The 15,671-nt window shown below is 69.6% G+C and carries 11 protein-coding genes; all 11 read right to left on the bottom strand.

Annotation, left to right across the window (positions count from 1 at the left end):
* Positions 1–4: 4 nt before the first annotated feature.
* Positions 5–2,686: a hypothetical protein gene (locus V8J38_RS02755; RefSeq protein WP_338577795.1), complete on the bottom strand. Its 2,682-nt coding sequence runs from the start codon at positions 2,684–2,686 to the stop codon at positions 5–7.
* A gap of 1 nt (position 2,687) precedes the next feature.
* The gene (locus V8J38_RS02750; RefSeq protein WP_338577794.1) at positions 2,688–5,411 is read right to left on the bottom strand and encodes a hypothetical protein; all 2,724 of its coding nucleotides are present in this window, start codon (positions 5,409–5,411) and stop codon (positions 2,688–2,690) included.
* Positions 5,411–8,008, bottom strand: a complete 2,598-nt coding sequence (locus V8J38_RS02745) for a glycosyl hydrolase 108 family protein (protein ID WP_338577793.1) — start codon at positions 8,006–8,008, stop codon at positions 5,411–5,413. The genes V8J38_RS02750 and V8J38_RS02745 overlap by 1 nt, the downstream gene beginning before the upstream one ends.
* 2 nt (positions 8,009–8,010) lie before the next feature.
* Positions 8,011–8,541 (bottom strand): hypothetical protein, encoded by a 531-nt coding sequence (locus V8J38_RS02740; protein WP_338577792.1) that lies wholly within the window; start codon positions 8,539–8,541, stop codon positions 8,011–8,013.
* A 47-nt stretch (positions 8,542–8,588) separates the two neighbouring features.
* Positions 8,589–10,721 carry a hypothetical protein gene (locus V8J38_RS02735; RefSeq protein WP_338577791.1) on the bottom strand — a complete coding sequence of 711 codons (2,133 nt, stop codon included), beginning with the start codon at positions 10,719–10,721 and terminating at the stop codon, positions 8,589–8,591.
* Complete coding sequence (locus V8J38_RS02730) at positions 10,718–11,209, bottom strand: hypothetical protein (protein WP_338577790.1); 492 nt, start codon at positions 11,207–11,209, stop codon at positions 10,718–10,720. The genes V8J38_RS02735 and V8J38_RS02730 overlap by 4 nt, the downstream gene beginning before the upstream one ends.
* Before the next feature lie 3 nt (positions 11,210–11,212).
* Positions 11,213–11,890, bottom strand: a complete 678-nt coding sequence (locus tag V8J38_RS02725) for a hypothetical protein (protein ID WP_338577788.1) — start codon at positions 11,888–11,890, stop codon at positions 11,213–11,215.
* A 75-nt stretch (positions 11,891–11,965) separates the two neighbouring features.
* Complete coding sequence (locus tag V8J38_RS02720; RefSeq protein ID WP_338577787.1) at positions 11,966–12,862, bottom strand: phage capsid protein; 897 nt, start codon at positions 12,860–12,862, stop codon at positions 11,966–11,968.
* Positions 12,863–12,949: 87 nt separating this feature from the next.
* The gene (locus V8J38_RS02715) at positions 12,950–13,699 is read right to left on the bottom strand and encodes a hypothetical protein (protein ID WP_338577786.1); all 750 of its coding nucleotides are present in this window, start codon (positions 13,697–13,699) and stop codon (positions 12,950–12,952) included.
* Positions 13,596–14,105, bottom strand: a complete 510-nt coding sequence (locus V8J38_RS02710; protein WP_338577785.1) for a hypothetical protein — start codon at positions 14,103–14,105, stop codon at positions 13,596–13,598. Before V8J38_RS02710 ends, V8J38_RS02715 begins: the two co-directional genes overlap by 104 nt.
* Complete coding sequence (locus V8J38_RS02705) at positions 14,105–15,670, bottom strand: portal protein (protein WP_338577784.1); 1,566 nt, start codon at positions 15,668–15,670, stop codon at positions 14,105–14,107. The genes V8J38_RS02710 and V8J38_RS02705 overlap by 1 nt, the downstream gene beginning before the upstream one ends.
* Position 15,671 lies beyond the last annotated feature (1 nt).

Raw genomic sequence — 15,671 nt, 5'->3', positions numbered from 1 at the left:
GGGTCTAGTCCGCCGCCCCGCCCATCAAGCCCAGATCCGGCGCGCGGGCGGGCGCCGCTTCGCCCTGCCCCCACCACTGGCCCTGGCCGGTCTCCCTCTCCATCCGGCGACGGCGCCGCTCGAACGCCTCCTCCGCCTCGGGATCCAGCGCCCGCTGCACATTGTCCGCCACCAGCCGGTTATAGGCCGCCCGGCTCCACCACAGGCTCGACAGCGGATTGTAGTTGCGCAGGATCCCCGTCAGGTCGCGCCCGACATTGGCGCCCTCGACCGCATCGCTCAGGCTCTCGCCTTCCGACAGGGCCTCCCCGATCTCCTGCAGATTGCCGCCGGTCAGGTTCCAGGCGTCGCTGGCCAGCTGCCCCACGGGGCCGAACGCCGCGACCGGCGCCGACTTTCCGTTTCGCGCCTGCGCCGCATAGAGGAAGTCGCCGAAGATCCCCAGGCCGCCGCCCTGCGCCAGGGCCGCGCCCCAGAACTTGGCGTCGTCCATGGGACGCGGATCATTGCCCTTGGCCATCTCGCGCAGCTGGATGTTCACCGCCCCGCCGATGGTCAGGAAGATCACCGCCTGCGCCGCCATCGACCCGCCCGCCAGCCAGGCGTTCCCGCCCGCCGCCCGCGCCTGCAGCGCGATCTCATGACTGTAGAGCGACCACAGGGTGGCGGTGAACCCCTTGAACATGCCCGTCGAGCGCTGCAGCTCGCCCCAGAAAGATCCCGCCCGCTGCGTCGTCCACCACGACCGGCTCTCCAGCGTGCTCTCCGGCGTGGCGAACCGCGTCTCCATCTCGATCGCCTCGGCCAGGCGCAGGCTCAGCTCGGGATGCGCCACATCGCGCGGCAAAAGGAAATCCGCCCCGGCGCGAGGCGAATAGGTCGGCGCCGCCCGAATGATCGCCCACTCCTTTTCGCCGAAACCCCGCGCGTCCAGCCAGCGCGCCAGCGCCTGGTCGCGGGCGTCGCCGCCCTTCAGATCCGCCAGGCTGCGGCCCTTCACGTCGTGCAGCGCGCCCATCAGCTCGAACCGTAGCGCTCGCTTGCGCGCCGCGACCACGCCCGTCAGCCCCTGGAGCCGCATCACGGCCGCCGGCAGACGCCGCGCGAACGCGTTCATCCCGCCCTCGGCCTTGGCCCCGACCGTCATCAGTCGCAGGTTGTCGTGGCTGGCGCGCACGAAACCGTCCGTGGCGCTCTCGATGATGAAGCCCGTGCGCCGCGCCATCGCCCGTTCAGCCGGATCCGACAGCAGCTTGATCAGCTCGCCCATGTCGCCGTTGCGCGACAGGCCGACGAACCCGCGCGCCATCCGCCCCAGGATGAAGCCCGACCCGACCTCGCCCAGGATGGCGCTGCCCAGCATCGTCCCGGTCAGCACCCCGCGCACCGTGCCGCTGGCCGTCGACAGGCCCGTGTTCAGCGGGCTGTTCAGGTCGCCCGTGAAATGCCCCATCATCCGGTCGGCCAGATCGATCTGTCCCTTGGCCCGATCGACCGCCCCCTTGACGCCGTTCAACTCCTCCAGCGCCGCCTCACGCTGGGCGAAATTCTTCAGCCACTCGAACTGATGCGCCGGGTTCGGCCCCAGGATCTGCATCTGGGCGATGTCGCGGGCCATGTCGTCCAGATGCCCCATCATGGTCTGGAAGGCGTCGCCTTCGCCCCACTCCGCCTGATAGGCCATCCAGTCGTCGGCCGACTTGAAGGCCAGGAACCGCGCCTCGCTGCGTTGTTTGGCCAGGGCGCCCTTGCCCATCCCCGCGCCCGGCTGGCGGGCGCTGGCGCCGCCGCTGCCGATCGTCGCCCACACCTCGCCCAGCACGGCCTTCAGACGGCGCTCGGTGAAGGGCTCGCCCGTCACCCTGTCCACCATCTTGGCGCGGTCCAGACGCGGCAGGATCGACGCTGTCCAGGCGTCGCGCCCGGCCTCTCGCACGCGCGCGCCGTCATGGGCCTGCGGCAGGCCCCACCCATCCATCCTGCCGATGGATCCGCCGGCGGCGTTGAACATATGCCGCGCCCGCTCCGCCGCCTCGCTCCAGGCCCCGGCCAGCGCCTTGGCCGCCGCGTCGCCCGTGTCCTGGCCGAACGCCTCGCGCACGATATTGTCCAGGCTGGCGCGCTTGGCCCCGCCCTTGCCCGGCTGATCCAGCCCTGTCCTCGTCTCGAACTGCTCGATCAAGTCGGCCATGCTGGCGTCGAAGGATCCGCGCACCGCCCGATAGCGCCCCTCGACCGACGGCCCCGGCGCGCCGCCCAGCCCCGGCCGGTTCTCCACGATCCGTTTCAGGGCCGTGGCCGCCATCGCGCCCCGGCTTCCCGGCCCCTCCCCCGGCGGCGTGCCGCCCTGAACCCAGCCGTCTTTCGGCGGCCGACCGGATCCGTCGCCGCCACCCAGGGCCTTCACGCCCTGATAGCCCCGCCTTCCCTTCAGCCCGGCGATGGTCTCCAGCGCGGCGCGACGCGTCCGCACCGACAGCTGGCGGCGACGGCGCGCCTCGATCGCCTCGGCCTCCAGCCGCGCCATCACCGCGTCGGCCGCCGCCCGATCGGCGTCTGCCGGCCCCAGCGTCTCCGACGCGCTGGCGAAGGCGTCGTCATAGGCGTCCTGCGCCAGCTGCGACGTCTCCGCGTCGATCTCGCCCTTGGCGGCGTGATCCACGATGCAGGAACGAAAATCGGCCATCTCAGCCCCTTCCGGGCGCGCAGGCCCTCAACACGTTGAGCGCCCGCTCCTCGGGCATGTCGGTCGGCAGATCGTCGAACAGGCCGGGCGGGGGCCGATCCTGAACCGAGAAGACGGCCTCGCCTTCCGGCTGTCGCAGGACGCCCCCTTCATTGACGGCGCCCGGATGGCGCTCGACCGCATAGCCCCGGCGTTCTAGGGCCGCCCACACACGCTGAGCGTCCGCGCTGACTTCGCTATCGCTGGCCAGCCTAACGCCTCGGTCAGCGGCCTCGCGCAAAGCCCGCTCATACATCTCGACGCCCAGGCCCTTGCCCCGCGCCGCGTCGGCGATCTGGGCGCGTTCAATCCGCAACTCGCCGTCACGCACCCATCCGAAAAGATAGCTGTCGCCGTCCATGCTGTTAGCGGCCGCGACGGCCTCATTCGGACGGACCCAGAACGTCGGCCCATCGGCGCCGTCGCCCTGCTCGAAATCGAAGCGGCCTCCCTCCAGCTCCGCGTCCTCGGGCTTGGGCGGGATCTGATCGGCCTGCCCGCGTCCGCCCGGCTGGTCGAACGCCTCGGCCGCCTTCAAAGCCTGGGGCGACGGCGCGTCCGGGTCGATCAGCGCCTTTCGTTCCAGCTCCAGCAGATCGCCCGCCTTGACCGCATTTCGGATCCGCTGCGTCAGCCCCTTGGCGGCGCCCGCCGCCGTCGCCTCGCCCTTGGTCACGGCGGCGGCCGCCTCGGCGAAGGCCTCCCCGATCTCGCCCGATCGCAACGACAGCCGCGACACCAACTCCTGCGCCGCCCGATCCAGCGCCAGCCGCGCCTCATTGTCGCTGCGGGCCAGCACATTGCCGCCCGCCTCGACCGCATCGGCGTTCTTCACCAGGGCGGCGAACGTCCGCTCATCCTTGCGCAGGGACCGCATCACCGCCTCGCGGATCCGCCCGCGCGCGATGACCGTGCTTTCGCGCGGCAGACCGCCGAACAGATCCATCTGCACGCCTTCGCTCGCGATGAAGTCGTCCAGCATGGCCTCGTGAACCAGGGCGCGCGCCCCGTCCGCCGTGCCGGGCTCGCCGCGCCGGATCAGGTCGACCAGATCCCCGTGCAGCTCGGGCCGGTCGCCCGCCACCTCGCCCAGCACCGCCCCGTATCGTTCGGGAATGACGCCGTTGGCCACGGCCCGGAACGCCGCATCCGACAGGCTGGCCAGCTGGCGCGCCTGCTGGATGAACTCCCCCGTCACCGGCAGGCTGCGGTCCCGCAGCGCGCCGGGCGCTTCGCGGAACAGCTTGGCCGCGTCCATGATGGCGCCGGATCCTTCGCGGATGTTCTTCAGCGCGGCGACCACGCGCACCTCGCGCGCGCTCCAGCCGTCCGTCGAACGGAACAGATAGCCGTCCAGCCGGGCGTCATCCCACCCCTGTTCGGCCAGACGCCGCGCCAGCCCCCGCCTCTGATGCCCGTCCGCGACGAAGATCCGCCCGTCCGTATCCTCGAACAGGATCGCTTTGCCGCTGGCGGTGGCGTCCCATCGCTCGACCCCGCGCAGTCGGCCCGTCACGCCCTCAGCGTCGCCGTCGCCCTTGTATTGGAACCGGGCCGCGTCCGCCTCGACCGTCATCGGGTCGAACCGCCCGCTCCAGATCGTCCGCCCCATGTAGTCGGCCGAGTTCAGCGCGCCGGGCGCCGGCGTGGCGATTTCAGGTTGCGAACCCGCAACACTGCGCAACACCGGCCCGTCGGACTGATTTGCGAACAGGCTGTCCAGGTCGCGTTCCGGCTCCACGACGGGCCGCGCCTCACCGTTCGCCAGGGCCGACCGCGCGGCGTCGAAGTCGTCGGCCTGCTCCAGCACCGTCTCATCGGCCAGCAGCCGCTCGATCTGATCGGCCAGACCGCGCTCGGCCGGATCCTCCGACCGCGCCAGCCGCGACGCCGTGGCGCGCCAGGTCGCCTTGCCGCCCGCGCCGATCGCCTCGAACGCCGCGCCGCCGAACCCGGCGAACGTCAGATCCAGCGCCGCCTCGCCCGCCGTATACTCCGGCCCGCCATACCGGGTGTCAGCGATCCGCCCGCCGATCTCCAGCGTTTCGGCCCCGGCGCCAGCCGCCGCCTGGGCGGCCATCCGCGTCAGCAACGGCCGCCCGACGCCCGCGCCGCCGGTCACCACGGCCACCCCGACCTGGCCGGGGTCGCTCAGGAACATCCCCGCCGTCTGGCCGACGAAGGCGGCCGTGGCCCCGCCGAAACCCTGCGACGCCTCATCGGCGCGACGACGGATCCCGCGCAGATCCGCGTCCAGATCGGCCAGGATCTCGTCCCGCGTGCGGATCCGGGCGAAGGCTTCGGGGTTCTCGGCCCGCAGCTTCTCCACCTGCGCCTCATAGGCGTCGTCGGTCAGCGAGCCGGGGCGGCCCAGAATGGCGGCGTTGATCCGGTCGGCCGGGATCACGCGATCCATGAACTGCTTCAGGCTGTCGCGCTGGTCGGTCGGCTCTCCGTTCAGCGTGTCCGACAGCGACAGGGTGCGGCCGGTCGCCGCCTCCATCTCGCGGTGACGCGCCCACATGCGCGCGAAATAGGCTTCCTCGCGCGCGCCCGACCGCCGCGTCTGGCCCGCGTCCTCCATGTTGCGGCTTACCGCATCCCAGAACGGCACGGGCGCCGCGGGCGCCTTCAACGGCGCGGGCGCTTCATAGTCGCGCTGATTGGCCCAGGACTGAGGCGGCATCAGCGGCTCCCCAGCACGGCGCCCGGCAGGCGGCGACGCAACACGTCGCGGAAGCTGTCGGCTTCGATATTGAACTCGAACGGCCGCCCGGTGCGGGCGGGCAGCTCTTCGCCCGCCGTATTGACCAGGCGATAGCTTCCGTGCGGCGTCGCCTTGAGGCGATAGTTCCTCAACGTCCGCGCCGGGATCGGTTGGCCGTTGGAATACACCGGCCCCACGTCCTGCGCCGCCCACAGATCAGCCGCGATCTCCAGCGCGTCGTCCAGATAGTCCGAGCGAAGCCAGGTCGGAGCCACAGTGTCCGCCCCGTTCACGCGGGCCAGTCCGCCGTAAAGCTTGCCGTTCGCCCGTGTGGCGCCAAGGGCGCTGTTCACATAGGCCTCGGCGCTTTGCAGTTGGCCGCGCGCCTGATCGGCGATCGCCATGTCTCGCGCCGTCGCCTGGGCCACGGCGAACAGATCCGGCTGCATGGCGAAAGCGGGCGCGAACCGCAGCGCCGCCTGGGCGATGGTCTCCTCGCCTCGCCCGAAATCCGCATCCTTGGCCCCGCCCGCGCGAAGGGCGCGCCCCTGGATCACCTTGGCCGCGATGTTGCGCGTGTGATCGTCGGTGGCCAGCCAGCCCAGGTGAAGATCCGCCGAGGCCGTGCCCGCCATTCCCAACTGGCCCAGGATGACGCGCACCCCGTCGGACCTGACGCCCGGCGTCTGCGCCGCCGTCTGCACCAGACCGACCACAGCTGCGGGATCCGCCTCGATCCGATCCTTGATCGTGGCCAGTTCGGCCTTGTCGAACACGGCCACCGGCACGCCGCTGCGCGCGTTCAGCTGACGCCCCACCGCCAGCCGGTCACGCAGGAAGCCGCCCGCAGACTGGTCGCCGCCGAAGATGCGATTGATGTCGAACTCCGGTAACTCGACCATGGCGTCGCGCTTGCTGTTGCCGCGTGCGAACCCGATCGGATCCGAAGCATAGCCCTCCGCCGCCCGTTCGCTGGCCGTCACGCGCCGCGACTGCGCCCGCGACAGGCCGTCGCGTCGCCGCCAGCCGTGCAGGGAGCCGCCGTATTTGGCAGGATTGTCCGCCGCCAGCTTCTCGAAATGGGCCAGTTGCAGATCATGGAAGCGCTCGACGTCGCCGCCGCTGGCGGCCAGCCAGCGCCGCGCATTGCCCGCCCCCGCGACCACAGCGGCCGACGCGGCGGCGTGCGCCAGCGCAGGCGGCAGATTGTCGCCGCCCACGTCCGCCCAATACTGGCGATAGATGGCGCGGGCCTCGTTGCGGTCGATCCTGCCGTCCGCCCAGGCCTCGGGGTGGCTGCGCTCCGTAATGCCCCATTGGGCGCGCCCGGCTCCGTTGTCGTTCCCGACTAAGCCTTCGCCCTCCAGATCGTCCAGCAGGAAATCCACCCAGCCGTCGAACCCGCCGCCGACCGGCCCGCCGCCGCTGCGCAGCGACGCCGGCGTCACGCCGAACCCGTGGCGCTCGCCGAACTCCACCATGGCGACAAGGCCCGGATCGCCCGACGCCTGGGCCAGCGCGCGCATCTGGCCGACGTCGTAATCGCCGCCGTATTCGGCGGCCGTCATCATGTCGCGCAGTTGCTGGCCCGCCGCCCTCTGGGCCGCGCCTTCGCCGTTGGCCTTGCGGTTGACCGTCGCCTCGTTGCGCGCCGCGACCTGGGCGAAGTCCGCCGCCGACAGGCCGACGAACGCAGGGTTGCCCGCCGCCCACTGTTCCTCGATTTGCCCCGCCATGGCCCGCGCGCTGGCCGCGTCCGGGGCCTGATCCACCGCTGTCGTCAGCCAGGTGCTGCGCGTCCGCGCCTGAACCTGATCCAGATGCCGCGCCAGCTCCTCCACGGACATGGCCGCCGATCGGTTCGGGTCTGCCGCGAACTCCACGCCGCCGATGCTGAAAGCTTCGCGCGGGCCGAACCGCGCCATCTTGGCCGCGTATTCCGACAGGTTCGCCGCGATCAGCGTCGCCCCGGCATCGTCGAAACCGGCCGAGGCGACCGCCTGCCCGATCAGGGTTTCCCCGACCGACGCGGCTTCCGTCATCGCCCCGCGCGCCATGCTGATGCGGGCCTTCTCCTGACCCACGCGCACGCGCCGCAGGGCGGCCTGATCCAGCAGGGTCGCCTGCCGCTCGAACTCCGCGTCGATCAGCGGATCGCCCGTTGCCCGATCGCGGAACGCCTGACGCACCGCGCCACGCGCTTCGGTGAACCCCGCCTCGCTGTCGGGGCTGGCCAGTTCCGCCCTGTCGATCTCCTCGGCATAGGCGCTGATGCGCCGCGTTGACAGATGCTCGCGGGCGATGGCGTTGAACGCCTGATCATCCACGCCGAACCCCTGACGCAGCTGGACCTCCTGGCCGAACTGACCGGCCGCCGTGATGGCGCGCCCCGCGTCCCGTTCGCCCTCGCGTTTCAGGCTGCGGTCCGCCATCGCGCCCAGCTCGCGCGCCACCCCCCTGGCCGCCTCGGCGACGCCCGCCGCCGCACCCGCCGCCGGAGCGCCGATATCCATGCCGATGGGCGCGTCGCTGACGCGGCGCCCGAAATCGCCTGTCGGGAAAGGTCCGCGCGCCATGCTCAACGTCCCCCGAAGATGGCTTGCCCCACGTCCAGGCCCAGCTTCAGCGCCGAACCGAACCGGGCGTTCTTGGCGGCTTCGCGCAGGCTGACGGACCGGGCGTAGCGCAGACGGGCGTTCGTCTCGGCCGAGTTGCGGATGATGTTGCGTTCCCGATCGGCCTCGGTCTGCGCCGCTTCCCGCGCTGCAATCACGCTGCCGGATCCGGCGTCGATCCCCATGGACGACGCCGCCACCAGCTGCTGGCCGACCAGCGCGTTATACTCGCTGTCGATCGCGCTGACCTTCTCGGCCGCCTGAATGTATTCACCGCGCGCGGCCATGGCCTCGTCGCGGGCGCTCTGATCCATGGACGCAGCCTGCTGACGTGCGCCGGCGAACTCCATCAGGGACGCCACCGCCGAAACCCCTCGGCTCATCCCGCCCAGCTGCTTCCCGCCCAAGGCGCCGCCGCCCTGGCCGCCGCTCGCCTGCCCGCCCTGGGCGAAAGCCGATTTGGCGAAGCCCGCCGCCTTGCTGGAAAAGGCCATCACCGCCTTCATGCCGAACCTCCGTCAGGCCCCATGACCGGGCGCCGTCAGGACTGGACGGTGACCACCACCTCGCGGATCTCCAGCGGCCCAGGACGCGGCTGTTCCCATTCAATCTGGGCGTCGTCCTGAAAACCGGGGATCGGATAAACCCGCGTCCAGCCCTCGAACGCATCCTCTCCCGGCCCGTGGTCCAGCAACGCCGCCTGGTCGCCAACGCCGCCGCGCCGCTTCAACTTGACCGGCCACAGGGTTTTGCCCGTCATGCCTAGCCGCAGGTTTGCGGTCGGTCCCAGGCGCAGCGCCGCCTCCCCCACGCGCGCCTTCATCGACGCCCCACCGCGCGGATCCTGTTGCAGAACCATGGGAAGGAGCCGGCCACGCGGTACGAACAGAAGGCCCGCCTCCGCCCAACGTTCCGCCCGGTTCGGCAAAGCCACCCGACCGTTCGTGACCACTGCGTCGCCCTCGTCCGCGCCATCGACAAAAAGGGCGACCGTTCGCCCTTCCAGATGCTCCAGCCCGGTGATCTCAGTGGCGGGCCCTTCGATCCGCACCGAGGCGTCCAGCATGTGGGCGTCGGACAGGACTTCCAGGCGGTGCCGGTCTCCCCCCGCCGACGCGCGTCGAACCCCGACATAGAGTTCGCCGGCCAGTTCCCCGCCCGCCTCAACGAAGACGCCGTCGGTCGTCCACGGCGCGAAGCCCAGCACGTCCTGGGACAGTATGGCCGACATGGCCGAGGCGGTGCCGTCCGCGCGGACCCATAGCGCAAGGTTCGGCTCCGACGTGGAACGGTGACGCCGAAACCCGCCCGCCACGATGCCCTTCGTCAGGTGCGGCGCGTAGCTCGATAGAGGCGTGACGACGTAGCTCTGCGCCCCTTCCTCATAGGCGAAGTGAGACACCGTATCTCCGCCCGCTTGGATGAACAGCGTCCCGCCTTCCATTTCCAACAGCGGCGTCCCCGGCGCCAGGCCGACGCTCGACGTGCGCGGAAAGGCGGGCGGCGGCGTGATCGGCTGACTGGCGCAGAAGAACTCGGCCGACTGGCTGAACACCTGCAGGTGGCGGCCCGCGAACAGGTTGAGGATCCGGGTCGACTGATCGGTCGCCAGATCGACGCTGATCCCCTTGTCGGCCTCTGCCCCCTTGATGTTCAGGTCGAAGAAGAAGCCGCTGCGGCTGGCCATGATCGTTTGCGGCCGAGATCGCGGCGCGGCCAGCCACAGACGACTATCGAAAAAGACGCCCGCCGAAGGCCACCCCCTCGACGCGCTGATGACTGGTTCGCCGCCTTCCTTGCCCTGCGTCACCGTGGCGGTGCGCACGATCCCTTTTTCGGAAATCAGCACCTGGGCGACGATCTCACCCACGTCTTCGTTACGGTTCTTCCCCTGATAGGCGATACGCAGCACCTTGTCCGAAGGACTGGTGACGGCCACGCCGTTGGCGCCCACATTGTCCAGCGCGTTCATCGCCGCGGCGACTGCGGCGGCCAGGGCCGGCATCGACGCGCTATAGGCTATGGCGCCGGTCGTTTGTCCCTCCAACGTCAGATTGAAGGTCTCCCCGGCCAGGAAATCGGCGAACGACAGCTGCTGGACTTCGCTGACCCCTCCCGCGCGTGTGCCGTCGTAGTCGAACCTGGGAATGTTCTCGAACGCCTGCGGCCGACTGTCCCACTCGCTGTGCGCACCCTGACGCGCAAACCGATAGGGCGCCACGTCGGGGTGGAACGCCAGCAGGGTGTCCAGCATCTGAGCCCGCTTCACGTCTGGCACGCGGGCGGCTGTGTAGGGCGAGGCGATCGAAGCCACGCGAACGCCGCGCTGATACACCTCGACATTGCCGTCTGTGGCCACCAGGCCGTAACGTTGATCGCCGGTGTCGAAATCGAACGCCCAGCGACGGAATGGAGACAGCGCCCCCGTCTCGCGACGAACCTCGACGCGGGTCAGTCGCATAACCGCATCTCCCAGATCGACGGGAGCCGCCGGATCCGCGTTCAGACGGACGATCCGCCAATGTCTCGCAGCGACCTGGCGGCCGGGTGGCAAGGCCAGCCGCCGCGTGCGCAGCACCGCCCCCACGTCGCAACGGGCGGCCGTGATCCACTGCCCAGCGCCATTCTGATATTGCAGCGCCAGTTCCTTCACCAGGGTGACGGGAACGGTCATGGGATGTTCACCTGCTGATCAAAGGGCGGGTTCCACGGATACTGCGGCGGCGTCGGATCCGGCAGCGGATCCAGATCACCTCCTCCACCGCCCCCGCCGCCGCTCGGCGACTTGATCAGGAAGTCCACCAGATCGACCATCCCGACCTCGACCGGCGCGCCGAAGTCGATGGCCAGGACGACATAGCCCTCGCTGGCGCCCAGGGCCGTTGTCGTCTCCATACCGACCCCGCCCAGCACCTCTGCCGACGCGCCTCCGTTCGGCGCATTCAACATCGCTGCCGTCACGTTCACACGCTGCAATCGGTTGCGAACCAGATCCACGTGCTTCAGGCCCGGCCGACGCCGGATCGGCCCCTCGGCCATCGGCAGCATATTGACGCACAGCGCCAGCGACGAGGCGTAAGCTTTCAGGTCGCGCCGCCCCACCGCCTGCGGCGACAGCTCGCCGCCGTTGAAGTTGGATTGTCTCAGGATCTCCTGCGGCATGGTTCAGCCCTGAACCTCCCAACTGCGCCCGGCGAAGGGCGAACCGCCCGCCCAACGGGCCTGAACCAGAGGCCCGGCGTCCACGCCCGCGATCAACTGGCGCTGCGGCGCCAGCCGGGCGTCTTCATTGCGGGCGCTGGCGTAAAGGCCGCCCTCCCCATTCTCGCCCGGCGTCCCCCAGGCCTCGCTGCGCAGATCGCGCGCCTTGGTCGAAAGCTGGCAGAAGTCGGCCAGGTCGGCGGCGAAGGCCGTCACCACCAGCTGACGGAACCACGCGGGCCACGTCTCTTCTCGGCGCAGGGCCGTGTATTCGACGTAAAGCGGCGCCGTGTCGCTCCAGAAGAAGCCGCCGCTTTCCATCACATAGGGCCGCCCGCGCGAGGCCGCAGGATCGGCCGATACCCGCCAGTCATGCACCGCCCCGACCAGATCGCCAGGCTTGGCGAACTTGTGTTCGCACGGACGCGGCTCGTTCGGATCGGCCGCCGGATCCACGCGAGACAAAAGGGCCACGGCGTTGGCGAAGGTCCAGCGATACTTCGACAGGATGAAATCCCGCTTGTGCGGATAGTTGACGAAGCAGAACGCCCCGAGCGGGCTCTCTTCATCCAGGGCGTCGATGCGATCCCCCGACACCCGGTCGATGGCCAGATTGCAGACGTCCAGATCGGTGAATGGCATGGCGGCCCCGCTCGAAAAAGAACGGCCCGCGCCCGTTCAGGACGCGGGCCAAGTCGGCTCAGGAGGAACCGGGGATTAGGCGGCCGCCACCAGACCGGAAACGGGGGTTGGCTCGCGGGAGAGGACGAAGTTCGCCTTGGACTTGATCCGAACAATGCCGGCGGCGTCGCGAGCAGCGGCGGCCGCTTGGAACCACTCGCCGATGATATCCGTCAGCGCGGCGCCGTCTCGCTCGTCGATCTTCGTGGGCTTGTCGTTGTAGCCCGAGACGAGCGCGGACTTGGCGTACAGCCACAGATCAACACCGGTGCCATCAGCGTTGCCCCCGGTCCGCTCGTTACGCCGCCAGCTCAGATCGTTCCACGGCATGTTTTCCTTGACGTCGTTCGACGCCATGTAGGGATCCAGCGCGAACTGCATCTTGTTGCGGAACGGAAGCAGGCACGTGACCTGTTCCCCCTCAAATGCCTCCTGGCTGCCCAGGTGAGCGATGCCGTTGGCGATGTCATTCAGCGTCGCCACGGTGTCGTAGTCGCCGATCGTGTGGACCTGATCCACCTCGCCAGGCGCGCCGCCGATCTTCTTGACGCCGTTCGCGGCCGCTTCCTTCAACGCATCAATGATGCACTGATTTTCGCCCCGGATGATCGCCTTCGCTCCGGCCTTGCCGTATTCGGCGGCGGTGTTCAGCGTGTACTTGTGGGCGTTGGGATCCCACAGACCGAAGGCGATGAACTTCGGCTTGGCCGTCAGCTCGATAAAATCCTGCCCGACATTCGCCAGGATCAGGCGAGCGAACTCCGGGCTGTCATACACGTCGACAGCGCCCATTCGCGGGAAATAGGCCTTGTCGCCGACGAAGGTGCCGCCGCCGGAGACCGTATCGCCCAGCTTGTTGCGGTCGCCCTGATAGGCGTGGTGCACCTCATCGAAATACTTCGGGGTGAACCAGGACTTGATGTTTGCGGTCATCGCGCTGTCTTCCTCATTTGGCCGGCGATGCCGCCGGAGCTGTTGACGAAGCTGAGGCTAGGTCGGCTCCAGCGGCTGCAACGCGGATCAGCGAGAACCCGGATAAGCCGCGCGCCAGGCCTCATCAGCCTGGGCTCGATAGGCGCGGTCCGTCTCATATCGGGGATCTCGACGCATCTCCTTGGCGCGGGAAATCGCGGCGTCCTCCGAACTGACAGCTTCGCCGTCAGGCTTGGGGATCTGGCCTGCAGGGCCCATCTGCCCTCGCATCCATTCGATCAACTTCACGCCGTTCGCCGTGGGCGACAGGCTCATCAGTTCGCCGAACATGCCGTCGTCAATTTCGCCGCGGCCTTTCAGGCTCTCGGCGAACAGTTCGACCTCGCGGCGGCGGCCCTCGGCGTTCTCCCCCAGCGCCGCGGCCTCGGCGGCCGGATCAAACCCGCCGTCGAACAGCCCCGCTTCCGCCAGGGCGGCCGCGCCCTCCATCACGTCGTCCAGCCAGCCCTGGGGCTTGCCCTGGGCGTGGGCGAACTTCGACAGCTCGGCCACCAGCGGGTCGCCGTCCGTCAGCCCCAGCTTCTCGCGGGCGTCGTCCGACAGGTTGACCGCATAGCCGTCCGCCGCGTCGGGCACGGCCGCGCGCGCGGAGGCCGCCGCCTCTTCCGGCGTCGGCTCGGGCGCGGGATCCGGCTGGCCGTCTGCCGGCGGCGCGTTCGGATCCAGCAGCGGCTCACCGCCCTCCGACGAGGCCGCCGGGGTCGTAGGCGCTGGGGGCGCTCCAGTCGTCGGATCCGGGTTCGGCGCCAGGCTGGGCGTTGGATTGGGATCGCTCATGCTCTTCAGTCCTCTTCTGAGCTGTGTGGATATCGAGGTAGCGGACGACGCCGGCGAAGATGCTGTCCTGCCCCTGCCGCAGCTGGGCGTAGGCGTCGCGCGTCCCGGCGGGCATGGTCACGTCCACCGGCGGGCGCAGCACCGTCATCCGCGCCAGGATCATCAACCGCTTCTCGCCGTCCGAACCGGTGAAGGCCTCGGCGATCAGCCGCGCGTCCTCGGCCGCCAACGTCATCGCCGCCAGCGTCTCCTCGTCCACGCGCGACCCGCCGCGCACCCAATCGCACACCTCGTCCAGCAAGCGGCGGTTCGCCTGAACCGGCGCGATCAGCGCAGCCTGCGCGGACGGCTCCAACACCTGATCCAGCAGGAAGTCTGTCAGCCATTTCGGTTTCCACCAGCTCATCAGGCCACCAGCTTCAGCGAAGGCTGTCCGGCCGGATCGCTTTCCGGCATCGGCGCGCCCGACGCCGCCGCCTCGCCCAGAGCTTCCAGCATCTTCTCGCGGTCGGCGGCCGGGCGGTTGATCCAGTTCGGCGCGCCCAGCAGGCTCTGCAGCCGGTGCAGCTCCTCGACATTGGCGACCGCCATCATGCCTTCGCGGCCGAGGAAGGCGTTCAGGATCTCCAGATAGCGGGCCACGCTCTCGACATCGGCCAGCGACTGCGACCGGGCCAGCGGGCCGGTGATCTTCACCTGCAGCACCAGCTGGTCGATCTTCAGCGCCTCGAAATCCATGCCGGGGATCTTCTTGCGGTCGGCGATGTCCAGCACCCGCGCGACCACATTGGGCACGAACTCATAGTTCAAGCTGCCGAAGGCCGAGCCGGTGTCGAAGGCGAAGTCCCGCATCCGCTCCACGATCTCGGTCGGGCTGCGCACGCTGGCGCTCTCGGGTGGCAGCTGGCGGCTCAGGGTGTGCTGAGCGATCGACTGGCGCACGTCCGTCAAGGCCAGCTGAGCCAGATCGACCTGGCCGTTCATGTTCAGAGGCTGGATCGAGGCCCCTACCGGCCCGCCTGTGCGCGCCACCCGGATCAGCGCGTGCGGCGCGACCCGCAGGGTGTCGGGGTTCACCACCCCGTCATGGGCCACCATCAAGGGCGGAGCCAGGGAATAGGCCGCCGCCTTCAGGATCATCTCCACCGCCTTGTTCGCGGTCATGATGTCCGGCAGCGTCAGCATCAGCGGACCGACGCCCCACGGGCTGTCCGGCGTCGTCCACCAGCGGAAGATGTTCCACGGATTGGTGCGGTTGATGAACTCGGCGACGATCTCGCCCGACGCCGCGCTTTCGCAGCACACCACGGCGTAGCGCCAGGCGGCGATCTCCACGTCGTAATAGCTGGCCTGCAGGATCATCACCGGATCGCGGCTTTCCTCGCGCACCTTGCGCGCGATCGCCTCGGGCCAGCGGGCCTCCTTCCACAGGCGCGGCAACTGCCACGCCGGATAGGTCCGCTTCCAGTAGACGTTGTCGATCCGGCCGGACGGGCCTTCCTCGATCCCAAGCTGCCACGGCGGCACCGCGTGCCAGCGCATGATTTCGTTGTCGTCCCCTTCCAGCGCCAGCAGGGCGCCGGTCCCGATGCCCAGATCCGCGTAGCTTTCCTTGGAAGCCTTGTGAAAGCCCGAGGCGTCCAGGATGCGGTGCGACACCGTCGTCGCCAGATCCAGCTGACGATTGACGCGCTCGCGATGCTCCTCGGCCACCAGAGGCCCGGCCTCCAGCTGATACCAGCGCTGCGACGGCGGGGTGACGTCCTGCTGCACCCGGCCGGGGAACTTGTGCGCCCCGGTCAGGCCCGAGCTGTCGAACAAGCCCTCGAAAATCGCCCCGCTCTTCGCGCGCGGGTGACGCCACGGCATGGCGTATTGCAGCGCCCGTTCGATATAGGGCTGCATCGCCTTGCGGGCCTGAAAGGCGGCCTCGCTGCGTTCATTGATCGTCTTGGCGTTCCAGGCGGCCACG

The organism is Brevundimonas olei (assembly GCF_037055245.1).
GTDB lineage: Bacteria > Pseudomonadota > Alphaproteobacteria > Caulobacterales > Caulobacteraceae > Brevundimonas > Brevundimonas olei.
Note: the sequence above shows the minus strand (reverse complement) of the source record. Positions and strands in the feature narration are given on the sequence as shown.